We start from the raw sequence: 22,477 nt of genomic DNA, 5'->3' as shown, positions 1-22,477 counted from the left end.
TCAATTAATTTCAACCAGGGGTTTCTTTCACCTGCGGCTTAATCACCTATGCGTTCATATTCTCTGCTAGCTTCAGCAAAAATCAATCTGTATTTGGAAATCATAGGCGATCGCCCCGACGGATATCACGAACTGGCGATGGTACTTCAAAGTATAGATTTAGCCGATCGAATTGACTTGCGCCCGATCGGTACGGACACGATTCGCGTGCGCTGCGATCACCCGCAAGTCCCTCCTGATAAGAATAACCTGGCCTACCGGGCGGCGGATTTGTTGGCGAAGCAATTCCCCGATGCTTTGGCGAAATACGGCGGAGTCGAGATTGCCATTCACAAGCAGATTCCGGTGGCGGCGGGGCTCGCCGGCGGTTCGGCAAATGCTGCTGCGGTTTTAGTCGGGATGGATTTGCTGTGGCAATTGGGACTTACTCAGTCGGAGTTGCAAGAGTTGGGGGGAACTTTGGGTTCGGATGTGCCTTTTTGCATTACTGGAGGTACGGCTTTGGCAACTGGTCGCGGAGATAAACTGTCGCCGCTGCCTGATTTGGGGGGCTTTTCTGTGGTGTTGGCGAAGTACCGCAATCTCAGTATTTCTACGGCATGGGCGTATCAAACTTATCGCCAGCAGTTCAGTAGTTCCTATTGTGCAGCGGAAGATTTGGAGTGCCGCCGGGAACGGCTGCATTCGGGCCCGATGGTGGGGGCGATCGCCCAAAAAGATCGATCGAAAATTGGTCAATTGCTGCACAACGATTTAGAAAAAGTTGCTTTGCCCGTGTACCCGCAGGTGTTGCAGTTGCGGCAGGCTTTTGAGTCGGCGGGGGCTTTGGGAACGATGATGTCGGGTTCCGGGCCGACGGTGTTTGCGCTGGCGGAGTCTTCAGAGCAGGCTCAGCAAGTTTTAGAACGGGTTAAAAGTGCGATCGCTTCTCCCGATTTGGATTTTTGGGTAGCACAGTTTAGCAATACTGGGATTCGGATTTTTTCGGAGGAAAATGATGTAAAAGCGCCGATTCCGAGGGTGTAAATCGAAGATGATGCGATCGCGATCGCCCGTTAAACCTGTTTGACAGGTGATGGTCAAGATGAATCTAACTTTGCGCAGAGTCTATTGAGAGCGAAGAACTGATAAAATGTCATCCAACAGAGCTTTTAGTTTTGGTTAATTAACCAGAAATCTAAAATCTAAAATCTAAAATCTAAAATCTAAAATCGCAATGGCTGATTTAACTAATCCTAATTCTAGTTCTCAACCTCCAACTTCTGCTGAGGATGCTTTGCCGCCCAAGTCGCCGACGGTATTGCGGTGCCTGACTGGTTCGCTGATGGCGGGCAGCTTTGCAGTACCTTTGTACGCGCTAACTATGTCGATCGCTCAAAGTTTTGCAAGTAAGCCAGTTCATTCGGACAATATTACTGCGATTAAAATTTCGGTAGCCGTGCGAACTTTGGTAGTAGGAATGGCTGCTTTGGGGACTGGTGTTTTTGCTATGGCGGCTGTGGGTTTGATGCTGCTGGCCGTGCAAATTTTGATTCAAAATTTGGTAAAAAAACCCGATAGCTCTTCTGGTGTTTAAGCGTTATGTCTCTTACCAAGTAAATATCAGTGCAATTATTTATTGTCACGGCAAGTGCTTAACTGGTAGTCGAACTAATTTGGCTAATTTCTCAGCAACATTTACCCGGTGACATTTCTCAGGATTCATTTCAGCACATAACAATAGAACTGTGCCTTGCTTAGTGATTTCTGCAACTTCACGCAAAGCAGCTTTGGCTTTTTTTTGATTGGGCGGAATCCATTTTGGGGTGCCAGATGTATTTCCTAAATCGATTTTGGAAATGTATTCAATGTTTTGTGAAAAGCAAAATTCTTCAATTTTATCCCCATACCATCTGCGAGTCCAAGCGCGAGGATTTTTCCTAACATCAATGACATATTTAATATCATAATTTTGCAGATATGCTAAAAATAAGTCGTAGTTTTTGCGATTTCCATAACCAAAAGTAAAGATGTATTCATTTTCAGGTAGTTCCGATTCATGACATCTCTTACAAAAATCTTCAACTTCCTCTTCACTCGTCGTGCTAAGAGAAATTAGGGGGGATTGAGAAGATTGATTTTTGGTGCAAATAAGTTTATCCATCGTAATTTTAGAATTAGAACAAGGTAAGCTGAGAATGAGAAACTATGGGCGGATAAAATAAGCCAATTATCATAAAATTACTTTTTTTATAGTTTTTTAAGTTTCCTACTATAAAGTATAAATCCTTATTGCCTAAAAATTCAACCTCTAGTTTTTGCCTTACTTTTTCGAGGGCATCATGCTCTTTGGCAAGTGGGGTTAAACTCTGAGATTTATCTCTACATTTCCTATAAAGTTCTTTAATTTCCCAATCACTAATACTATACCGATGTTCGTCGCCATCTTCATCAATAAAATTATACCCAAACTTATATGGGATTTTTTCAAGTTCTATTGTTGGCTCAAACAAATCTAACTGATCGATAACTCCTTGCTGCTTTGGACTCCACTCACGTGTGGTTTCTTCACAGAAATACTTTTTAATAGTTCGTGGTTTAATAATCCCTAGAGACTTATCTTGATTTTGTATATCCCGAATCGATCTGAACTGTAGTGGTAAAACAATTTTTTTTCGTTCACTCCAGTTATTACTCGTGTCAATTTTTTTCACAACTTCTATTGATTCATCATCTATCCGAAAACTCTCCACTCTATAATCTTTATCATTTCTTTCAATTTTAGCACTTATAATAGACCATCTTGGATAGCGCCGATCGAAATCTAATTGTCGGAAGCGAATAGGATAAATGCGAACCCACTTCAGTGGTTTTTCTTCCTCATCCAATATAACTCCCGCTGTGCATACGGTTTCTCGGTATTTTGTACTAATTGATGGATATGTCTTAGTTGCAATTAATATTTTTTTTGTTTCCATAATATGTAGTTATGATCTCTTTTCGGACAATAGCTAGTCATCCCTTTATGTATACCATAAACTATAATTTATGGCAATAGCCAAGACATTCTCCAGAATGAGTAGTAATATGTCCCAAATGGTTAAAATTGGGGTATCGACCGCAAAAAGCTTGTTTGGTAACAGTGAGTTTGGGTATGCCTTGGCGGCGCGATAATTGGGAGGGAGGTTACCGTTGTTGGAAGTTGATTGCGGGTGTGGTAGAGTTGCCGGAAGATTTTGTTGATGATGAAATTTAGTTGTGACCAAAATGGGCTATCGATTATTTATTTCTTTTTATTTCCCGCAAAAAATCTGTTCGTGGTATAATTCTGCGGGACTCTAGCAGAAAGGGGTGCTTTTTTATGAAAGCAGAATTTTATTTTGACTGTCACAAATATATTTGCAGTTTAGTTCAAGTTGATTTTGTCAAAGAATTAAAAATTAAAAATCATCAAGGTTTTGTCTTGGCTGTTAAGCAAGGTGAAAAGATTGGACTTTTGGGAAAAAGTCGCCATAATGCTAAACAAGTTGATGTATCTAAGCCACATTTTTATAATGTGATTAAAGCGGCAATGAGCGCTTTGGAATTAGAAACTAGAAATGAGGTGATATTAGATAGAAATCGAACTATTGCTGATGCCGAAGAAATGATTCAGCAGCAAAACCGAGAAATTCGCGTTCTTAACGAACAGATTAGAATGCTTGCGACTAAGGTTGAGGAATTGTCAAGGGAAAAGCAGCAGTTATCTATGCAGCTAGTAGAGAAGGAAATCAGAGAAAATAAAATTAGTCAAGAAATTGATAACTTTCCTGCTACTGAGGGAAATTTAGCAGCGGCGGAAATTGAGCAGGGAATTGGAGAAACTGAAATTATTCAAGAAAGCGCACAATTGCAGGTTCAAAATTCTGGGTTGGACGTGCAGTTAATAGAAAATCTAGGGGAGTCTGAGGGAAGTGATGAAGAGGAAGAAATGACCGGAAGCGATGTTAAAAGTGTAGATATAGAAATAAGAGAAGAAGTAGAATTTCCAGGAGGGGAAAGTGAAATTAAGCGACTGCCTAAAAGAGCTTCCAACAAAAGGATGAGAAAGAAATCTTAATGCTTTAGTTACAGAATCGCTTTTCCTCCATAAGAGCGCTCGCCCTTACCTACTTTTGGCAACACAAAAACCTATTCCCTGAATAATTGAGCAAAGCGCTTTAACACCTTCAGGACGGTGTACAACCCATCCTTGCTTCGCAGCGTGAAAGAATACGACTCAGCATACTTAGGTATTCCTTGATTTGTCACTTTCAGGAAAATAAAATCAATCCCATTTGTGACAAATCCCAAAGCAGGTTTTTCAGGATGAGGATTTCCCAGCATATATGCTAAAGCTTGCGGAATTCCGGCTTCTAGCGAGTATTGTGCCTTCTTTGCCTCAATTACCAATACCCAAAAATCTGGGGTAAAAACCAGTAAATCAAGGCGTCCTCTGACAATTGTTCCCTCATCTTCAGATTCAATTATCACCTCTTTTTCCGCACTCAAGTAAAAAGGAGCGCGATAAAAACCGGCTAGTCTTAACAGCGGAGCAAGCACAACCAATTTAACAACTGGCTCAAGTATTGGATACTTGGACAAGTGCATATAATCGGCTGTTACTTCATCTAGTGCTTGCTTTTCCGAGTCTGTTAGTTCCGCTAAATTATCTTGCCATTCCCGGAAAAATTGCTCGTCGTCTATCCGCTGTAAACCAAACTTTGCTTCTAAGTCATAGAGGATTATATTTTGAGCTTGAATTGTTTCCACCATAATTTTATCTCCTTGCCTTTTCTTTGATTATATCAATTGCTACGCTCATCTTTTGATTTTTCTCTTTTCTTTTTGCGAGCCAACAATGTAAAATACTATTATCCTAGCATTTACCCACCAAATTTTTGTCAGCCATTAAGTATTCCGGTATCCAGAATCTCTTTGCCGACATGAGGATAGCTACAGGCATAAAAATATCAACATCCTCTCCCATTTCTTCTGTGGGTAACAAGCCAAATAATTCATCAAATTCCTTTACATCTGCTAAGATATTATCAAAGTCCTCTAAAAGTTCGTCCGGGTAGATACAGCGGATTCCCTTCTCATCTTCATAATAAGATTCTTCTTCAGGCAAGAATTGTGAAGGTTGGAGTTCTGCCATCAGATAATCTAGCTTGTGAAACTCTGCTTCCAAAATTATCGCGGCGATATCTTCCCCGGCTTGCTGTAATAGAATCCGATCGCCCTTAAACATCACTCGTTTAATTGTGGCGATCGCATTTTGGCAAAATTCCTCAACAGTTAACCGGAAAAACCCCTCGCAGCCGATCGCCCGTTTTCCCCCTGCAGCCTCGCCCACAACAGAATTTTGACAATTATCCAGGGCCAGCGGTAAAATTACAGGTACGAGCAAACTATTGTCAGCAGCATTAAATCCTTCAGTCATTAGTTCCCAACATTCACACAATTGTTGACAATATTGCACAATAGATAAAATTGTAAATATATAGCACCTGCCTTTTTTTGCCGCTTATGAATAGCAGATTCCTCGATCGCCTCCACCACCCCTCACGCCCCGTCATCGTCTTCGACGGCGCAATGGGAACCAACCTGCAAGTCCAAAACCTCACCGCAGAAGACTTTGGCGGCAAAGAATACGAAGGTTGCAACGAATATCTCGTCCACACGAAACCGGAAGCCGTCGCCAACGTGCACCGGGGATTCCTCGAAGCAGGGGCCGATGTCATCGAAACAGACACCTTTGGCGGCGCTTCCATCGTACTCGCCGAATACGATTTAGCAGACAAAGCATATTATCTCAACAAAACTGCCGCCGAACTCGCCAAGGGTATCGCCGCCGAATTTGACACGCCAGAAAAACCTCGATTTGTCGCAGGATCGATCGGGCCAGGCACCAAATTGCCAACATTAGGACACATTGATTTTGACACTCTCACCGCCGCTTTTGCCGAACAAGCAGAAGGACTTTATGACGGCGGCGTTGACTTATTTATTGTCGAAACTTGTCAAGATGTGCTGCAAATTAAATCAGCATTAAATGCGATTGAAGAAGTATTTAAGAAAAAAGGTGCGCGAATTCCGTTAATGGTATCAGTCACAATGGAAGCCACCGGCACAATGTTAGTCGGTTCCGACATCAGCGCCGCCCTAGCCATTTTGCAGCCGTACCCGATCGACATTTTAGGCCTGAACTGCGCCACCGGGCCCGATCGCATGGCCGAACACGTCAAATACCTTTCCGAACATTCGCCCTTCGTCGTTTCCTGCGTCCCCAACGCTGGTTTACCCGAAAACATCGGCGGACACGCGCACTACAAACTCACGCCAATAGAATTAAAGATGGCCTTGATGCGCTTTGTCGAAGACTTAGGCGTGCAAGTCATCGGCGGCTGCTGCGGCACCCGCTACGATCACATCCGCGAACTATCAGAAATTGGCAAAACTCTTAAACCCAAAATCCGCGAATTTACTTGGGAACCTTCCGCCGCTTCAATTTATACCGCCCAACCCTACGAACAAGAAAATTCCTTCTTAATTGTCGGCGAAAGACTCAACGCCAGCGGTTCCAAAAAATGCCGCGATTTGCTAAACGCTGAAGACTGGGACGGTTTAGTAGCAATGGCTAGGGAACAAGTGCGAGAAGGCGCGCACATTCTCGATGTTAACGTGGATTATGTCGGCCGCGACGGCGTGCGAGACATGAAAGAATTAGTCTCCCGCGTTGTGACTAATGCAACTCTCCCTTTAATGCTGGATTCCACAGAATGGGAAAAGATGGAAGCCGGCTTAAAAGTTGCGGGCGGCAAATGTTTGCTGAATTCCACTAACTACGAAGACGGAGAACCGCGTTTTTATCAAGTTTTGGAGTTGGCGAAAAAATACGGCGCGGGCATAGTTATCGGTACAATTGACGAAGATGGAATGGCGAGAACCGCAGACAAAAAATTTGCTATCGCCCAACGCGCCTATAACGCGGCAGTCGCCTACGGAATTCCTCCCGAAGAAATCTTTTTTGACACCCTAGCTTTGCCAATTTCTACCGGGATTGAAGAAGACAGAAAAAACGGCAAAGCTACCATCGAATCGATCCGCCGCATTCGCCAAGAATTGCCCGGTTGTCACGTAATTTTAGGAGTTTCTAACATTTCCTTCGGCTTGAATCCGGCGGCGCGGCAAGTCTTGAATTCCATGTTTTTGCACGAAGCAATGCAAGCGGGGATGGACTCGGCAATTGTCAGCGCTAATAAGATTTTGCCCCTCGCCAAAATCGACCCCAAACACCAAGAAATCTGCCGTAAACTCATTTACGACGAACGGGAGTTTGACGGCGAAATTTGCGTTTACGACCCCTTGGGCGAGCTGACAACGGTGTTTGCGGGCAAAACTACCAAGCGCGATCGTACAGAAGACGCAAGCCTTCCGGTAGAAGAACGCCTGAAGCAGCACATCATCGACGGCGAACGCATTGGACTAGATATCCAACTCGCCAAAGCATTAGAAACCTATCCGCCCCTCCACATTATCAATACTTTCTTGCTAGACGGCATGAAAGTAGTCGGAGAATTGTTCGGTTCGGGACAAATGCAACTGCCATTTGTTTTGCAGTCAGCAGAAACCATGAAAGCGGCAGTTGCCTATTTAGAACCGCACATGGAAAAGTCCGAATCTGGGGACAATGCCAAAGGCACATTCATCATCGCTACTGTCAAAGGCGACGTTCACGATATCGGCAAAAACTTAGTTGATATTATTTTGTCAAACAACGGCTACCGAGTGATCAACTTGGGAATTAAACAGTCGGTTGACAATATCATCGAAGCTTACGAGAAGCACAAAGCCGACTGTATCGCCATGAGTGGCTTGCTGGTAAAATCCACCGCATTCATGAAAGAGAATCTGGAAGTGTTCAACCAGAAAGGAATTACCGTTCCGGTAATTTTGGGCGGCGCAGCTTTGACTCCCAAGTTTGTGCATGAAGACTGCCAAAATACTTACAAAGGTAAAGTTATTTACGGCAAAGATGCGTTTTCCGACTTGCACTTTATGGACAAACTCATGCCAGCAAAATCTGCTGGGAAATGGGAAGATTTGCAAGGATTTTTAGACGAAATAGAGGATGACAATGGGGCGGTTAAAGAAGCTAAAACTTCGCCCGAAACTTCTGTCGAAGATGCGAAGAAAGCAGACACTCCTGTGGTAATAGATACCAGGCGATCCGAAGCAGTGGCAGCAGATATCGATCGCCCGACTCCTCCTTTCTGGGGCACGAAACTGTTGCAGGGAGAAGACATCCCCTTTGAGGAAATTTTCTGGCACTTAGATTTGCAAGCTTTAGTTGCCGGTCAGTGGCAGTTCCGCAAGCCAAAAGACCAATCGCGGGAAGAATACGATGCTTTCTTAGCTGAGACAGTTTATCCGAAATTGGAGGAATGGAAACACAAAATTATCACCGAAAATTTACTGCAGCCACAAGCAATTTACGGGTATTTTCCCTGTCAAGCTGAAGGCAATTCTTTGTATGTGTATCAGCCAGAAATCATGGCTGGCGGGCAAGATGTATCGACACCCGCTGCAACATTCACATTTCCCCGCCAAAAATCGGCGCGCCGGCTGTGCATTGCCGACTTCTTTGCGCCAAAAGAATCGGGTAAAATCGATGTATTTCCGATGCAAGTAGCAACAGTGGGAGAAATTGCTACAGAGTACGCGCAAAAGCTGTTTGCTAACCATCAATATACCGACTATCTCTACTTTCACGGGTTAGGGGTTCAGACAGCGGAGGCAATAGCAGAATGGACTCACGCGCGAATTCGCCGGGAATTGGGCTTTGGTAGCGAGGAACCGGACAACATTCGCGATATGCTAGCCCAAAGATATCGCGGTTCGCGGTACAGTTTCGGCTATCCCGCTTGTCCGAATATGGCTGATCAGTACAAGCAACTGGAATTGTTAAAGTGCGATCGCATCAACCTCTACATGGATGAAAGCGAACAACTTTATCCGGAACAATCAACAACCGCAATCATCACCTATCACCCAGCCGCCAAATACTTCACCGCTTAATTTCGAGGGTGCGCCCCGCGCACATTCCTCCGTGAATTATACTCGTTACCAGGCTCTTCCTGGTAACGCAGATCCGGAGGCTCTGGCTCCACTTAGAGCAGTAAAGCTTGTAGTATCGTTCCCAAAACTGTCCGGAGTATTGGCCCAGAAGGTAATATCATTGCTGACAATGCGTAACACCTAAATCTGACACTTGCGTTTAACCAAAGCGTCCACTAATGTACTCTTCGGCTTCTTTGGTTTGGGGAGAACCGAAAATTTGTTCAGTGGGACCAAACTCCACCAATTTGCCGCGTCGTTTGCCTCCATCGTCCGTTTCTGTATTGAAAAATGCCGTCCAATCCGCGATTCTTGACGCTTGCTGCATATTGTGAGTCACCGTAATAATTGTGTATCGTTCCTTAAGTTCTAAGCACAGTTCTTCGACCTGTCGCGTAGAAATGGGGTCGAGAGCAGAGCAAGGTTCATCCATCAATAAAACATCGGGCTTCATAGCGATCGCCCGGGCAATACAAAGCCGTTGTTGTTGTCCCCCAGATAACGCCGTTCCTTTCTCTTTCAGCTTATCCTTAACCTCTTTCCAGATAGCTGCTTGTCTGAGGGAAGATTCCACTAATTCATCCAGATTTCCTTGATATCCGTTGGTTCTGGGGGCATAGGCAATATTTTCATAAATGCTCTTGGGAAACGGATTCGGCCTTTGAAACACCATTCCCACCTGTCGCCGCAATTTGACGGGATTCACTTGCGGATCGTAAATATTACGGTTGCGGTAAATGAGTTTCCCTTCCACCTTGGCACCAGGGATTAAATCATTCATGCGATTGAAGCAACGCAATAAGGTACTTTTGCCACAGCCTGAAGGGCCGATAAAGGCCACAATTTTTTGACGGGGAATTTTGATATAGACATCGACAAGGGCTAAAAAGCCATTGTAATAAACCTTTACGCCTTCTGCATCAAACGCACTATCGTCCGTTTTGAGTTTGGTATTACTGTCAGTCATCTGAAATAGTCTCCTTAATCTTGACAACTCAACTTAATTAATGGCTGGAATAGCGTTGGCGCAGATAGATAGCGACGCCATTAAGCGCCAAAATCAAGATAATCAGCACAATAATCGTCGCTGCGGCTGCACTGGCAAACCCCGGTTCAGGACGAGTGATATAGCTGAAAATTTGAATGGGTAACGCCATAAATCTTTGGAATAAACCCGGATTAAACGTGAGGAAACTGACAGCACCCACGACCACCAAAGAAGCAGCATCCCCCATAGCGCGGGAGACAGAAATAATCACCCCCGTAAGAATTCCCGGAATGGCATAGGGTAAGACATGGTGTTGAATGGTTTGCCATTTGGTAGTTCCCAGTCCATAGGAAGCATTTCTCAGGGAATCGGGAACGGCGCGGATGGCCTCCCTCGCCGTGACGATAATCACAGGTAAAGACAATAGGGCAAGGGTTAATGCCCCCGAAATCAAGGTAGGCCCAAACCCTAGTAAATAGTTAAAGACCCCTAAACCCAGTAAGCCATAGACAATAGAAGGAATCCCCGCTAAATTCCCGATATTTATCTCAATCACGGCAGTCCACCACTTTTTAGGGGCATATTCCTCTAGGTACAAAGCAGCCCCTACACCAATGGGAACCGCCACCAGAAGGACGATCAGTCCCAGAAAGAAACTCCCAATAATGGCTGGACGGATACCCCCGCGTTCAGCAAAACGGGAAGGCGTTTCCGTGAGAAACCCCGGTGTTAGCAATCTGCCAAGTCCATCATGAAGGATATTAAGAACCAGTAAGGCGAGGACAAATAAACCAATGAGTAACCCAATTAAGAATAGATACTCAAAGACTTTACCGATCGCTTCTCGGCGTTCTAAATTATCGGTAAATTCGGCAGTTTTGACGGAATTGTTTGTTGAAGTTGATTTAACCATAGCAATCAGTCGTATTTTTCCTTAAAGCGACTAGAAATCCAGAAGCTGGCCATATTGAGAGACAATGTAATCAGGAACAGAACTGCTCCCACCGCATACAAAGTCTTAAAACTGAGGCTACCCCTGGGACTATCTCCCCCCGAAATCTCCGCCATAAAAGCGGTCAGGGTGGCGACGGATTCCATGAAATTGACGGTGATGCGAGGCTGCGATCCAGCCGCAATCAGAACGGTCATGGTTTCTCCCACTGCGCGGGAAACGCCTAAAATAATCGAAGCCATAATCCCAGACAAGGCTGACGGAAGCACCACTTTAAAAATGGTTTCTAGTTTGGTAATGCCCAAGGCATAGGAACCTTCCCGCAGAGAACGGGGAACCGATTGAATGGCATCTAAGCTGATCGAACCGACGGTGGGGGTGATCATAATGCCCATCATTAACCCAGCGCTGAGGGCATTAAAAATCTCTAAGGGGAAAAGATGCCGCAGAACCGGAGTGACAAAAAGCAAAGCAAAGTAACCATAAACTACTGTGGGAATTCCCCCCAATAACTCCACAGCAGGGCGTAACACGGCTGCCACTTTCGGTTGGGCATATTCACTCAGGTAAATGGCTGAAGACAACCCCAAGGGAACCGCCACAGCCATAGCGATCGCAGAGGTTAAGAACGTTCCGTTCAGCAGCGGCCAGATGCCAAAATGGGCCTCGGCAAACAGGGGAGTCCATCGGGTATCCAGAAAGAACTGGGCTAAGGACACTTCTTGGAAAAAACCCAAAGTCTCTTGGAAAATGATCCAGACAATACCAAAGGTTGTGGCAACGGACACGAAGGCGCAGGCAAATAAAACCGCAGCAATAATCTTTTCTGGGACATCTTCAGAACCCTTCTTAAGCAAGGAGTCGTCCGCAGCGAAAAGGGAGTCATCAAAGGAACTAGGAGTTAGGGTCATGGGCTTGAGATTTCCTCCTTAAATAAAGTTAGTAATGGGTTCACCGGGTTTGGCTTTTTTGAATTTCGTTCCGGTTTCACGCCGCTCAAATTTTTGCTTAGTTTTCACATAAGCTTCATCGGGTAACGCCACATAGCCCACACCATCTACCCATTTCCAAGAATTTTCTAGATAGAATTTCACGAAGCTTTCAAGGGAAGGATTGGTTTCAAGGGCTTTTTTATTGACGTAGATAAAGAGGGGGCGAGAGAGGGGGCTATAGATATTTCTCAGAACGTTATCAAGGGGAACTGGTTTAACACATTTTCCATCCGCATTTTCAATCGCCACCCCGTTCAATTTGTCTTGGTTTTGGAGCAAGAAGGCAATTCCCAGATAAGCCACTCCCGATTTATTGCCAATCACCCCTTGCACGAGGGTATTTTGGTTGCGGCTGGGGGTAAAGTCGGTACGGCTATTTTTCCTTTTACCCGTTACGGCTTGGGTGAAATAATCAAAGGTTCCTGTATCGGAAGGAGGGGCAAACAGCAACAGTTTTTCGTCGGGAAAGTCGGGATTGATTTGCTTCCAACTGGTAATCTTGCCTTCAGATTTGGCATTCCACATTGTGTCTAATTCTTTAATCGTTAGACATTTGGCAAAGTTATTTTCCTTATTAACCACTACCGCCAGACCATCAAGAGCCATCGGCAGTTCAATAAATTCGATTCCTTTGTCGGCACATTTTTTGATTTCTTCCTCTCTAATGGTGCGAGAAGCCCCTGCAATATCAAGGTTTCCGGCGCAAAACTTGCTAAACCCTCCCCCTGTGCCGCTGGCAGCCACGCTGACTTGGGCATTGGGATAAAGTTTTTGGTATTCTTCGGCGACGGCGAGGGAAACGCTAAAGCCCACAGCACCACCATCGATACTGATTTGCTGTTCCTTATCTCCTGAATTGCCACAACTCGTCATCAGGTTGCCCATGACGATGAGAGGGATTAGGTAAAACCAACGAAAAAATTTCATAGCATTTGAGTGTAAGTTTGGAAAAATGAAAGTGAATTAGGCGTTTAGGTTCAGAACTTTCCCTTAATTTGGTCAAAGATGGCACCGTTTGCAAAAAACTGCTCTTTTATCAAGGACCACCCTCCTAAATCTTGAGCATTGAACAAAGTTTTAATTGGGGGAAATTGCACCTGGCCGCCTTGAGCGATAAAGGGATTGACCGAACGGTAGCCTAATTTGGCGAATTCTTGCTGAGCTTCGTCTGAATAGAGAAAATCGACAAAGGCTGCTGCCACTTCTCTCGTTCCATGCTTATCAACGTTTTTATCAACTATTGCCACGGGATTATCGATAGAGATATTGAGGGGAGGAACAAAGTAACTGGTTTTGGGTAGGTTCGTTCCAGTTCCAGCTAAAATCACTTCATTTTCATAGGTGACTAAGGCATCTCCCTGACCTTGTTGGAAGAATAAGTCGCTGGCTTCGCGGGCATCTTTGGTTAGGGTGGGAATCTTTTTATAGATTTTGCCCACAAAATCAAGGGCTTGTTGAGGTTCGCCTCCTTCTTGGGTTACTGACCCCCACAGACCTAAAAATTGCCAAACGCCAATACCCGATGTTTGAGGATTTGCTGCAATCACGTTTACATCTTCTTTGGCTAAATCTGCCCAAGTTTGAATATCTTTGGGGTTGCCTTCTCGGGTGACAATTGCCGCCACAGAATGACTCACTACTCCCCGTCTAGGAACTCTGTCCTCCCAGCCAAAATTAATCAAACCAGCTTCTTCGATGCGAACCACATCCAATGGGAGGGCAAGATGCACCACATCGGCTTCTTGTTTGCCGGCAATGATATCGTCGGTTTGCGCTAAAGACCCGCCATAACTGCGTTCAAAAATGACGTTTTGGTTGTGCTCTTTCTTCCACTTTTCAATAAATTTAGGGACGATTTGGTCATGGGCCGCTTTCGTCACTGAGAAGGAAACTAGGTTGAGCTTGACCTCGCTTTGATTGGCCCCACTCGCTGCAGAGCAAGCAGCAATTGACGCAGTTAGAATTACACCTAGTAAAAACAAGACGATGTACGCTTGGAATGAGCGTCCTAGATGCTGGGCTTGTTTGAGAAATTGCCCTGAAAATCGCACCAATTGGGAACTGGCTGCGATCGCAAATTTTAGAGACTGAACGATCGAAGTCACTGAATTTTGCCAAACTTGTTGTTGATTCACCGATACTTTTTCTTTAACTACGGTATTTCTATCAGGTTTTCGTAGTTACTCTTAGGAGTATAGAGTCATCAAATTAGAGTCTTCAGTTTTCTTAATATTTTTTTAATAAATTGTCTTAACCTAGCGCTACCATGACAAAGAGTCCAAACTCACACCCGCCCGCCGTGGTCGCTAAACAGTTAGAACTGACTAACTTTAAAAACCTCGAGGCAAAGCCTCAAGAAATGCGTTCCCCGGTAGAACTTGGGAACGAGAAACCAACAAAAAAGCACCTTAAAAAAAGTGCTTTAATGAATATGAACTTTCCTTGTCTGACCAAACTTTTACGAGTGATGGCGCGGAGTGCGTGCACCTGCAGATGCTCCTACCATCGAAGCAACTAAACCCAATAGCGAGCCGAACAAAAACGACCAACCAGCTTTCGCAGCATTACCAGCAATATTGCGAGCATCCTGAGCAGATACGTTAGGTGCTCGGTTCGGCAAATCCACCCCGCCCTGCTGCGCTTGATTAATCGCTTCTCCCGCATTCGCAGCGATGACACCAAAAGTACCGGCCACGCCATTTGCTAACAGCCAAGAGCCGATTGTTAAGGTAGTTGCCCACAAAATTGCTCCGTTCAAAAGCGCTGTGTTGCGATTCATCGGACCGCAAGCGCGAGCAGTTACCCAACCGCCAACTGCTAAGCTAATTAACAAACTGATAATTGACCAAATTCCGACGCCGGCACCCACGTCCCCTGAAATAGTGCGCGGAGCTCCTGAATTAGCAATGTTGCTCAACCCGATCGCAGCGCCCAATGCACTTAACACCAGTTGTGTGCCGATCGCAATTACCAAACCTGAAAAAATCGGGCCCCAACGTACTCGATCGTGGTATTCCATCATTGAATTCACAACCACGGGTTCGTTAACAACGTTATCTACAGGTCTATTTACGTATGACATAGGTTTTTCTTTCCTCTTAGAGTTGCTTTAATTTTTAACAATCTTTCACCTAAGCATTGATTGTGGCTGAGATTGATAGAAACTATATCTGCCTGGGGAAATAACCAGTATCTATGTCTGAAGAAAGAAACGAAAAAGTCATCAGCCCTCAGCCAGCCGCTATTAGCTTATGACTGATGACTGATGACTGATGAATGAGAACTATTTTATCCCGTTAGAAAAGTTCCCGGATGTATACAGGAAATGCGGACGTATACAGAAAATACAGCTTAACGCAATCTTACAGCCGTTCCAACGGCAGTAATCAGCAGCAAAGCCCCGTTCGAGTCTACATTAATCGTGCCGGTGTCAACTTCCACCCCGATTACGGCATTCGCGCCCAGGCGCTGGGCCCGTTTTTCCAGTTCCGCGAGGGCATCTCGCTGTCCTTTGAGAAACACTTCCTCGTAACTGCCGGTGCGCCCGCCGATGATGTCGCGAATGCCCGCGAAGAAATCTCGCAGGGCGTTGGTGCCGTAGACAACCTCAGCAGTTACTATTCCCAGGTAAGATTGAATTTCTGCTCCTTGGATGATATCAGTTGTTGTTACAATCATCAGTTGGCCTCAGTCGCGAAAATTTTGAGTGGGTCTTGTTCTGTAGATTTACTACATCTCGCCGCTCAAAGATTCCTGGTAAACCATAAGTTGTCAGCTTGCTAAGCTGACAGCAACTCGCCCTTTCATTCCACACACTCTTTGAAACAAATGGCCGTGCACAAAAAAAGTCTCTTGGTATTCAGTACACTTTTGGTAGCGGGATTCGCTGTCGCAGCGCCGCAGATAGCGTTCTCAGCAGAAACATCAGTAGAAGTTCAACCTAAAAATGATTCAAGTTTAGATGCTCTGCTGCGACAAGGGCGCGAGTTTGTTGATTTAGGGGACTACAGTAAGGCGATCGCCATTTATCAGGAAGCGGCGCGTTTAGATACAGAAAACCCGCGCATTTTTTCTGGTATTGGCTATTTAGAAGCGCGTCAAGGCAACTATCAAGCCTCAGTGGAATTTTACCAACAAGCGATCGGTCTGGAACCGAACAATGCTGACTTCCAATACGCCTTAGGATATGCTATGGCGAATTTGCAAAACTATCCCGCAGCAGCCACAGCTTACCGCCGCGCCGCAGTGCTCGATCGCAAAAATGTCAATGCCCGGATCGGTCTGGGAGTGGTACTCTTTCAGCAAAAAGATTACAGCGGGGCTTTTAAAGCATACCAAGAGGCGATCGCCCTCGATCCGAAAAGTTGGCAAGCTTATTCTTCAATGGGTTTAGTATTGATCCAGCAGGGAAATTTTGCCAGTGCAGTTACGGTGCTCCAACAAGCAGCCAAACTCGCTCCCAAACAAGCTGGTGTCCAGTTAAAATTAGGTACTGCTTTGCTGCGGAGCGGCAACACTTCCGAAGGTTTGGTAGCTTTTGAAGAAGCAGCAAAACTAGAGCCTCGGAATCCAGAAGTGCAGTTAGAAATTGGCGAACTTCTCCAGGCTCAAAATGACTTAGACGGAGCGCTGGTAGCTTATCAGCGGGCTGTTGCGGTGCGACCGAATTTAGTGGAAGCACACTCCGGTATCGGGGAAATTCAACTCGAAAAACAAGATTTTTTAGGAGCGATTACCACTTTTCGGCGAGTGATCGAGCTCGATCCAGACCGGGCTGAAGCTTATTACAATATGGGTACGGCACTCAAAGCGCGCGATCGCAAATCCGAAGCAATTGAAGCTTTTCAACAAGCCCTCGACACTTACCGCCAGCAAGGCAACAATGATGGCGCACAAAAAGCTGAGGTAGCGCTCCAGCAACTGAAGTAATATTTCTCAATGTACTAATTGGTAATTGGTAATTGCCAATTATCAATTAGTAATTGGCTAGTAGTTTTGAGTGTTGAGTAAGTAATTTTAGTAAGGCTTAACTCCTGGCAATCGCAGCATTGCGAGGAAGGAAGCAACCTCAAAACTTTTTCTATTCCCTATTCCCTATTCCCTATTCTTCCTTAGTTTGCTTAAGTTTTTAATTGAACGGAGATAAACGCGGCTAAATGCAGTATAATTTTGGCGCGAGTTGACAAGAGCCATAGCTCTGTAAATTCAAGAGGAAATAAGGGCGCTCGCCCAGCAGCATTTGGTAAAAGCTCCATCTTTTGTAAAATGCTAAAACTGGTTACTGAAAATGAATCTATTTCTATTGGTAGAGACGGCAAACTTGTTAACTTTTGTAAAATAAGCAAAATATCCTATCCCCAGAGCTTCATCTATGCAAACGTATGATGTAATTATCATAGGAGCAGGTCACAACGGACTGGTCTGCGCCTCTTATCTCCTCAAAGCTGGATATACTGTCCTCTTGTTAGAAAAACGTTCGGTTCCCGGCGGTGCGGCCACTACCGAAGCTGCGATTCCCGAATTACCCGATTTTAAATTCAATTTGTGCGCGATCGACCACGAGTTTATCCATTTAGGGCCAGTTGTAGAAGAATTAGAACTGGAAAAATACGGTTTAGAATATCTTTTCTGCGATCCAGTGGCCTTTTGTCCGCATCCCGATGGCAAATATTTCTTAGCGCACAAATCCGTAGAAAAAACTTGTGCTGAAATTGCCCGCTACAACGAGCGCGATGCTAAAAAATATGCCGAATATACAGACTTTTGGCAGCGGGCTTTAGGTGCAATGGTTCCGATGTTTAATGCGCCACCAAAATCCATCATAGATATTCTGGGCAACTACGATATTGCAAAGATCAAAGATTTATTGTCAGTCATCGGTTCCCCCGACAAAACGCTGGACTTTATTCGCACGATGCTCACCAGCGCTGAAGACCTTCTCAACGAGTGGTTTGACGAGGAATTTATCAAAGCACCCCTAGCAAGATTAGCCGCAGAACTCGGCGCGCCTCCTTCGCAAAAAACCCTGGCTGTAGGCGCAATTATGCTAGCAATGAGGCACAATCCCGGCATGGCAAGACCGCGCGGAGGGACGGGTGCATTAGTGCAAGCGCTGCTCAATTTAGTCAAAAGTTATTCAGGTGTGGTACTTACCGACCAGCACGTCGAGAAAATATTAGTTGATGACGGTCGCGCTGTGGGAGTTCGAGTTGCCGGCGGCACGGAATACCGCGCTACAAAAGGTGTCATTTCTAATATTGATGCTAAGCGCTTATTTCTGCACTTAATGGATTCCAGCGATGTTGACAGTGCCGACCCGGATTTGCGGGAAAGATTGGAGCGCAAAATTGTTAACAACAACGAGACTATTCTCAAAATAGACTTAGCTCTCAATGAAATGCCCAAGTTCGATCGCTGGAATCATCGGGACGAGTATTTAATGGGTTCGGTTTTAATTGCAGACTCGGTGAGACACGTTGAAATTTCTCACAGCGACCCTTCAATCGGCAGAATCCCCGACTCTGACCCATCGATGTATGTAGTGTTTCCGACGGTACGAGACCCGTCAATGGCTCCCCCCGGACATCATACAGCTTGGATTGAATTTTTTGCTCCTTACATGATCGAAAATGCTGAAGGAACCGGCCAGCACGGTACGGGGTGGACGGATGAGCTGAAAAACAAAGTTGCCGATCGCTGTATTGACAAATTGGCAGAATATGCACCGAATATCAAGAAGTCAATTATCGGCCGCCGCGTGGAAAGTCCGGCGGAATTGGGAGAACGTTTGGGGGCTTTGAAGGGGAATTATTACCACGTTGACATGACACTGGATCAGATGATCTTTTTCCGTCCTCTGCCGGAGTTGGCTAATTACAAAACGCCGATCGACGGTTTGTTCCTCACGGGGGCTGGGACCCATCCGGGCGGCTCGATTTCGGGTATGCCGGGACGCAATACCGCTCGCGTTTTCATGCACTCGCAGCAGCCTTTCGCCCAGACTTTCGCAGATGCGGCTAATACTCTGAAAGCGAAGGGTAAGTCGGTATTTCGGAGTAATGAGAAGTAAGATTTTTTGAACTGCAGATGAACGCAGATAAACGCAGATGAATGGGAGCGTTATCTGCGTTTGTTTGTATTCATTTATCAGTGTGCGACTGCGAGAATTTTTTCGGGTTGATTCCCTGTGAAGGGAAAACGATTTGCGATCGCCCTCAATACCCTTTCTAAATCCTGTGGATCTTTCGCGCTCGGTGGCGGTAGTTAGCGTTTGATCGAATCTGTTAAAATATTTTTGGATCAGATAGTATATTCCCTCGATAAAATTCTCAATATTAGAAGAACAAGTTAACGCTGAAGCCATTTTTGAACTTAGTGTCGCAGCCAAACCACTAATTTAGCAGAACAGGCAAGTCGCTGGTAGAAGTCTTTCCCCATCGGCATATCAGGGCGATCGCCGCCGATCCCCCACCATCTCGCATTCTCATAAATTCATACTTTATGCGGATGAAAACGCTGGCCCCAAGTTGAGAAACTGAGAAGTGGCGTTACCCTTTTTTTAGCGATGGCAAACCGAGTTTTGATTGTCGGTGGGCGGGGACGAATTGGCAGCAGCGTTGCCCAAGACCTTGTTACCCATACCGATGCAGAAATTACTATTACCGGACGCAACCCTGAAGGCTCTATTACGCCGGAATTGCCACCGGATAGGGTGCAATATCAAGCTTTAGATTTAGCAGACAGTGCAGCCCTGCACCAAGCGGTTTCATCCTCTAACCTCGTCGTTCACTGTGCCGGGCCTTTTCACTACCGAGACGCTAGTGTATTAAAAACTTGCATAGAAGCAGGTGTTAATTATACTGATGTCAGCGACAGCCGCAGTTTTACTCGCAGAGCTTTAGAATTGCGCGAAACTGCTAAAAATGCTGGGATTACGGCTATTATTAATACGGGGATTTTCCCCGGTGTGTCTAATAGCATGGTGCGCCGAGATGTGGAACAATTAGATGAAGCAGAACACATCCATTTGAGTTATGTAGTCGGAGGTTCTGGCGGCGCTGGCGTTACCGTCATGAGAACTACTTTTTTAGGCTTGCAAACTCCTTTTGAGGTTTGGGAAGAGCGCAAGTGGCACCAAGTAAAACCCTACAGCGATCGCGAAACAATTGAATTTCCCGCGCCCTACGGCAAAACAGGGGTTTACTGGTTTGATATGCCGGAAGCAATCACTTTGCCCGAAACATTCCCCGTCAAATCAGTTGTGACTAAATTCGGTACGTCTCCCGACCTTTACAATCACCTTACCTGGTTTGTTGCCAAGTATTGGCCTGCTAGCTGGCTCAAAAATAACTCCGTGATTGAATTTCTCTCCTACGTCAGTTATGGGATGACCAGTGTTACTAATAGTTTTAGTGGGGTTGGTGTGGCAGTGCGATCGCAAGTGACTGGTCTCAAAAACGGTCAACCCGCTAAAGTTTGCTCGACAGCGATACACCCCAATGCTGCCGTCGCTACTGGCATTGGTACTGGCAGCATCGCTCAATTAATGTTAGAAGGTAAACTGGAAAAACCTGGCATTTGGTCTGTCGAACAAGCTCTTTCTACTGAGCTATTTGAACGCGCTATGCAGAACAGAAAACTAGACATAGAGCAGGTGGTTTTGTAGTTACTTAGGTTATTTATAGGACTTTAAAATGTTGGAAAATGGAATTTTTGCCCGAACTGCTAAGACGCGAAACACGGGCCGAAAGAGAAGAGTCAGGGGCTTCGTAATTGATGGGAAAACCCATAGATAGGGTTCCTCGCAGGAATTGCCCTCGCCCCTCATAGGAGATGAGTTCCGCTTGTCTAACTAATCTATCTTTTGGTAGAAGTAATAGTAACAAGCAGGCGCTTAAGATATGGGACATGACGGGAAACATCCCTTTTGGCTCGCTCTAGATGCGGTAGCTGCGACAAAGATTGCGCTTGAACCAAGGTAGTCAATGTGCGATCGCAGTGAAGGGGCGACAAACACCATAATTTTTGCGGAAAAATACGAGGAGAATTTGATATGAAGCGGGTTTTAAAAGCTCTCGGAAAAACATTGAGCCAAAGCATTTTGCTGGTCTGTACGCTGGCTTTCATTGGTCTGCTAAGTCTAGCGGTAGTACCCAGTCAGGCTGCTTACGCAGGTCAAGACAGAACTCAGGCGCCGCCAGAAGCTAAAATTACTGACCCCGCAGAAAGTTTCGAGGATCTCAATCCCCAAGCAGCTTACGATGAAATAGTCAAAACCTCTCAAAATCCTGCAAAGGTCGAGAAAGCTTACGACGAAAGCTTAAAGGAGTACAAGGGAGAGCACCCGCAAGAAGGAATAGTTCAAAAAGCTGAAGATTTGATCGAAAAGGTCACGGGCAACTAATCAATCAAGAGATTTATATCTAACTTAAGTTGCTGGTAAATACACAGCTTCCGTGAGTAGACAATTGATCCGATCTCAGGACTCACTTGAACATAATTATCTAGGGTGCGCCTCGGCGCACCTTATCGCTTGAGAGTAGCTTGTAAAACTACTTTTTGAGTCGAGAAGTATTTTCTCATTTCCCTCCTTTTTAAGCTAGCAGCTTCATCCTTAAGGCAGATGAATAGATATGAATTTAAAAGGTAAATTTAATATGAGTTACAGTTAGATAAAAGGAAAAAAATATCATGAGCGATGACAAAAAAACGGTACATGAACCTGATGCTAACCTCGACCCGATTTCCGGGGAAAAGGGAGCTCATCCAGTCGCAACGGGTATTGGTGCGGCGGGTGCGGGTGCTGCAGGTGCTGCGATCGGCGGTGCCATCGGCGGGCCTGTAGGAGCAGTTGTGGGCGCTGTGGTGGGTTCGTTTAGCGGCGGTTTGGTGGGCAAAGGTGTGGCCGAGGCGATCGACCCCACGGTAGAAGATGCTTACTGGCAAAGCAACTACAGTTCTCGTCCTTACGTGGACACGAGCGCGACTTACGAAGACTATCAGCCTGCATACCGCACCGGTTATGAGGGATACAGCCGCTATGGCGCTACTGGTAAGAAATACCACGAGATCGAACCGGATTTGCAGCGCGACTACGAAACAAATCGCGGTAAGTCTAATGTGACTTGGGAAAAAGCTAAGCACGCCACGCGCGACGCTTGGGATCGGGTGGAACGCGCTGTTCCTGGTGACATTGACAAAGACGGCCGCTAAGGGCTTACGCCAAGTATTTCTCAGTCTTGGAGACACACAAACTCAAGCGTTCCGGTTATTTTTAGCCGGGTACCGGAATGGAGAGAAGTGTTTGATCAAAAAAAACCCGGCTGCTGCGTTCTGGACTGTTGTTGATAGATGGCACAGTTTTTAACGCAAGTTTAGCGAAGTTTTTGGGGATTTTCAGCCCCTCTCTACATCGGAGAGGGTATTTTT

Annotated in this window: 21 protein-coding genes; 10 read left to right on the top strand and 11 right to left on the bottom strand. The window is 45.5% G+C overall.

Going from position 1 to position 22,477, the window contains the following annotated elements; genetic code table 11:
* Nucleotides 1-48 precede the first annotated feature (48 nt).
* Together ispE and QUB30_RS07525 are read left to right on the top strand one after the other, a co-directional pair.
* Nucleotides 49-1,026, top strand: coding sequence for a 4-(cytidine 5'-diphospho)-2-C-methyl-D-erythritol kinase (gene ispE / locus QUB30_RS07530; protein ID WP_333331335.1), 978 nt, complete (start codon nucleotides 49-51; stop codon nucleotides 1,024-1,026).
* A gap of 190 nt (nucleotides 1,027-1,216) precedes the next feature.
* Nucleotides 1,217-1,576, top strand: coding sequence for a DUF3082 domain-containing protein (locus QUB30_RS07525; RefSeq protein ID WP_333331331.1), 360 nt, complete (start codon nucleotides 1,217-1,219; stop codon nucleotides 1,574-1,576).
* A gap of 45 nt (nucleotides 1,577-1,621) precedes the next feature.
* Here QUB30_RS07525 and QUB30_RS07520 read toward each other — a convergent pair whose 3' ends face one another.
* Together QUB30_RS07520 and QUB30_RS07515 are read right to left on the bottom strand one after the other, a co-directional pair.
* Entirely contained in the window at nucleotides 1,622-2,143 is a 522-nt protein-coding gene (locus QUB30_RS07520; protein ID WP_333331328.1) for a DUF488 domain-containing protein, read from the bottom strand.
* Between the two features lie 13 nt (nucleotides 2,144-2,156).
* On the bottom strand, nucleotides 2,157-2,957 hold the full coding sequence (locus tag QUB30_RS07515; RefSeq protein WP_333331325.1) for a hypothetical protein: 801 nt from the start codon (nucleotides 2,955-2,957) through the stop codon (nucleotides 2,157-2,159).
* 128 nt (nucleotides 2,958-3,085) lie between these two features.
* Between QUB30_RS07515 and QUB30_RS07510 the strand changes: the two genes are divergently transcribed.
* Nucleotides 3,086-3,235 carry a hypothetical protein gene (locus tag QUB30_RS07510; RefSeq protein WP_333331321.1) on the top strand — a complete coding sequence of 50 codons (150 nt, stop codon included), beginning with the start codon at nucleotides 3,086-3,088 and terminating at the stop codon, nucleotides 3,233-3,235.
* A 105-nt stretch (nucleotides 3,236-3,340) separates the two neighbouring features.
* A complete protein-coding gene (locus QUB30_RS07505) occupies nucleotides 3,341-4,078 on the top strand; it encodes a hypothetical protein (protein ID WP_333331318.1) in 738 nt (245 codons plus the stop codon).
* A gap of 71 nt (nucleotides 4,079-4,149) precedes the next feature.
* Here QUB30_RS07505 and QUB30_RS07500 read toward each other — a convergent pair whose 3' ends face one another.
* Both QUB30_RS07500 and QUB30_RS07495 read right to left on the bottom strand, forming a co-directional pair.
* Nucleotides 4,150-4,773: a type I restriction endonuclease gene (locus QUB30_RS07500; RefSeq protein WP_333331315.1), complete on the bottom strand. Its 624-nt coding sequence runs from the start codon at nucleotides 4,771-4,773 to the stop codon at nucleotides 4,150-4,152.
* Between the two features lie 103 nt (nucleotides 4,774-4,876).
* On the bottom strand, nucleotides 4,877-5,440 hold the full coding sequence (locus QUB30_RS07495) for a type II toxin-antitoxin system Phd/YefM family antitoxin (protein WP_333331312.1): 564 nt from the start codon (nucleotides 5,438-5,440) through the stop codon (nucleotides 4,877-4,879).
* 86 nt (nucleotides 5,441-5,526) lie between these two features.
* Here QUB30_RS07495 and metH point away from each other — a divergent pair, with 86 nt between their 5' ends.
* On the top strand, nucleotides 5,527-9,078 hold the full coding sequence (gene metH, locus QUB30_RS07490; RefSeq protein ID WP_333331309.1) for a methionine synthase: 3,552 nt from the start codon (nucleotides 5,527-5,529) through the stop codon (nucleotides 9,076-9,078).
* Nucleotides 9,079-9,277: 199 nt separating this feature from the next.
* Here the strand turns inward: metH and pstB are convergent, their stop codons facing one another.
* From pstB to QUB30_RS07455, 7 genes are all read right to left on the bottom strand, one after another.
* Nucleotides 9,278-10,084 carry a phosphate ABC transporter ATP-binding protein PstB gene (gene pstB / locus QUB30_RS07485; protein ID WP_333331306.1) on the bottom strand — a complete coding sequence of 269 codons (807 nt, stop codon included), beginning with the start codon at nucleotides 10,082-10,084 and terminating at the stop codon, nucleotides 9,278-9,280.
* A gap of 37 nt (nucleotides 10,085-10,121) precedes the next feature.
* Entirely contained in the window at nucleotides 10,122-11,018 is an 897-nt protein-coding gene (pstA, locus tag QUB30_RS07480; protein WP_333060007.1) for a phosphate ABC transporter permease PstA, read from the bottom strand.
* A gap of 5 nt (nucleotides 11,019-11,023) precedes the next feature.
* On the bottom strand, nucleotides 11,024-11,968 hold the full coding sequence (pstC, locus tag QUB30_RS07475; protein ID WP_333060006.1) for a phosphate ABC transporter permease subunit PstC: 945 nt from the start codon (nucleotides 11,966-11,968) through the stop codon (nucleotides 11,024-11,026).
* Nucleotides 11,969-11,986: 18 nt separating this feature from the next.
* Complete coding sequence (locus QUB30_RS07470) at nucleotides 11,987-12,976, bottom strand: PstS family phosphate ABC transporter substrate-binding protein (protein WP_333331302.1); 990 nt, start codon at nucleotides 12,974-12,976, stop codon at nucleotides 11,987-11,989.
* 50 nt (nucleotides 12,977-13,026) lie between these two features.
* The gene (locus QUB30_RS07465; protein ID WP_333331299.1) at nucleotides 13,027-14,184 is read right to left on the bottom strand and encodes a sulfate ABC transporter substrate-binding protein; all 1,158 of its coding nucleotides are present in this window, start codon (nucleotides 14,182-14,184) and stop codon (nucleotides 13,027-13,029) included.
* A gap of 323 nt (nucleotides 14,185-14,507) precedes the next feature.
* Complete coding sequence (locus QUB30_RS07460) at nucleotides 14,508-15,131, bottom strand: hypothetical protein (RefSeq protein WP_333331295.1); 624 nt, start codon at nucleotides 15,129-15,131, stop codon at nucleotides 14,508-14,510.
* A 269-nt stretch (nucleotides 15,132-15,400) separates the two neighbouring features.
* The gene (locus tag QUB30_RS07455; RefSeq protein ID WP_006634531.1) at nucleotides 15,401-15,727 is read right to left on the bottom strand and encodes a YbjQ family protein; all 327 of its coding nucleotides are present in this window, start codon (nucleotides 15,725-15,727) and stop codon (nucleotides 15,401-15,403) included.
* A gap of 174 nt (nucleotides 15,728-15,901) precedes the next feature.
* On the opposite strand from QUB30_RS07455, the gene QUB30_RS07450 reads away from it, so the two are divergent.
* The 5 genes from QUB30_RS07450 to QUB30_RS07430 all read left to right on the top strand — a co-directional run bounded on the left by QUB30_RS07450 (nucleotide 15,902) and on the right by QUB30_RS07430 (nucleotide 22,261).
* Complete coding sequence (locus tag QUB30_RS07450; RefSeq protein ID WP_333331292.1) at nucleotides 15,902-16,978, top strand: tetratricopeptide repeat protein; 1,077 nt, start codon at nucleotides 15,902-15,904, stop codon at nucleotides 16,976-16,978.
* 442 nt (nucleotides 16,979-17,420) lie between these two features.
* Complete coding sequence (crtO, locus tag QUB30_RS07445; RefSeq protein WP_333039240.1) at nucleotides 17,421-19,118, top strand: beta-carotene ketolase CrtO; 1,698 nt, start codon at nucleotides 17,421-17,423, stop codon at nucleotides 19,116-19,118.
* Between the two features lie 495 nt (nucleotides 19,119-19,613).
* The gene (locus QUB30_RS07440; RefSeq protein ID WP_333039236.1) at nucleotides 19,614-20,714 is read left to right on the top strand and encodes a saccharopine dehydrogenase NADP-binding domain-containing protein; all 1,101 of its coding nucleotides are present in this window, start codon (nucleotides 19,614-19,616) and stop codon (nucleotides 20,712-20,714) included.
* Between the two features lie 387 nt (nucleotides 20,715-21,101).
* A complete protein-coding gene (locus tag QUB30_RS07435) occupies nucleotides 21,102-21,452 on the top strand; it encodes a hypothetical protein (RefSeq protein WP_333331289.1) in 351 nt (116 codons plus the stop codon).
* Nucleotides 21,453-21,739: 287 nt separating this feature from the next.
* A complete protein-coding gene (locus QUB30_RS07430) occupies nucleotides 21,740-22,261 on the top strand; it encodes a hypothetical protein (RefSeq protein ID WP_333331286.1) in 522 nt (173 codons plus the stop codon).
* The last annotated feature ends 216 nt before the right edge of the window (nucleotides 22,262-22,477 follow it).

This window comes from Microcoleus sp. BROC3 (genome assembly GCF_036702515.1).
Taxonomy (GTDB): Bacteria; Cyanobacteriota; Cyanobacteriia; order Cyanobacteriales; family Microcoleaceae; genus Microcoleus.
The sequence above is the reverse complement of the archived record's forward strand: the minus strand, read 5'-3'. Positions and strand labels throughout refer to the sequence as shown.

What these genes read in the sequence shown, in the direction of transcription:
- QUB30_RS07460 (WP_333331295.1), bottom strand. Translation starts at nt 15,131, where the DNA reads ATGTCATACGTAAATAGACCTGTAGATAACGTTGTTAACGAACCCGTG.
- QUB30_RS07495 (WP_333331312.1), bottom strand. Translation starts at nt 5,440, where the DNA reads ATGACTGAAGGATTTAATGCTGCTGACAATAGTTTGCTCGTACCTGTA.
- QUB30_RS07515 (WP_333331325.1), bottom strand. Translation starts at nt 2,957, where the DNA reads ATGGAAACAAAAAAAATATTAATTGCAACTAAGACATATCCATCAATT.
- QUB30_RS07505 (WP_333331318.1), top strand. Translation starts at nt 3,341, where the DNA reads ATGAAAGCAGAATTTTATTTTGACTGTCACAAATATATTTGCAGTTTA.
- pstA (WP_333060007.1), bottom strand. Translation starts at nt 11,018, where the DNA reads ATGGTTAAATCAACTTCAACAAACAATTCCGTCAAAACTGCCGAATTT.
- QUB30_RS07500 (WP_333331315.1), bottom strand. Translation starts at nt 4,773, where the DNA reads ATGGTGGAAACAATTCAAGCTCAAAATATAATCCTCTATGACTTAGAA.
- pstC (WP_333060006.1), bottom strand. Translation starts at nt 11,968, where the DNA reads ATGACCCTAACTCCTAGTTCCTTTGATGACTCCCTTTTCGCTGCGGAC.
- QUB30_RS07525 (WP_333331331.1), top strand. Translation starts at nt 1,217, where the DNA reads ATGGCTGATTTAACTAATCCTAATTCTAGTTCTCAACCTCCAACTTCT.
- QUB30_RS07520 (WP_333331328.1), bottom strand. Translation starts at nt 2,143, where the DNA reads ATGGATAAACTTATTTGCACCAAAAATCAATCTTCTCAATCCCCCCTA.
- pstB (WP_333331306.1), bottom strand. Translation starts at nt 10,084, where the DNA reads ATGACTGACAGTAATACCAAACTCAAAACGGACGATAGTGCGTTTGAT.
- metH (WP_333331309.1), top strand. Translation starts at nt 5,527, where the DNA reads ATGAATAGCAGATTCCTCGATCGCCTCCACCACCCCTCACGCCCCGTC.
- QUB30_RS07435 (WP_333331289.1), top strand. Translation starts at nt 21,102, where the DNA reads ATGAAGCGGGTTTTAAAAGCTCTCGGAAAAACATTGAGCCAAAGCATT.
- QUB30_RS07455 (WP_006634531.1), bottom strand. Translation starts at nt 15,727, where the DNA reads ATGATTGTAACAACAACTGATATCATCCAAGGAGCAGAAATTCAATCT.
- QUB30_RS07440 (WP_333039236.1), top strand. Translation starts at nt 19,614, where the DNA reads ATGGCAAACCGAGTTTTGATTGTCGGTGGGCGGGGACGAATTGGCAGC.
- ispE (WP_333331335.1), top strand. Translation starts at nt 49, where the DNA reads ATGCGTTCATATTCTCTGCTAGCTTCAGCAAAAATCAATCTGTATTTG.
- QUB30_RS07470 (WP_333331302.1), bottom strand. Translation starts at nt 12,976, where the DNA reads ATGAAATTTTTTCGTTGGTTTTACCTAATCCCTCTCATCGTCATGGGC.
- crtO (WP_333039240.1), top strand. Translation starts at nt 17,421, where the DNA reads ATGCAAACGTATGATGTAATTATCATAGGAGCAGGTCACAACGGACTG.
- QUB30_RS07430 (WP_333331286.1), top strand. Translation starts at nt 21,740, where the DNA reads ATGAGCGATGACAAAAAAACGGTACATGAACCTGATGCTAACCTCGAC.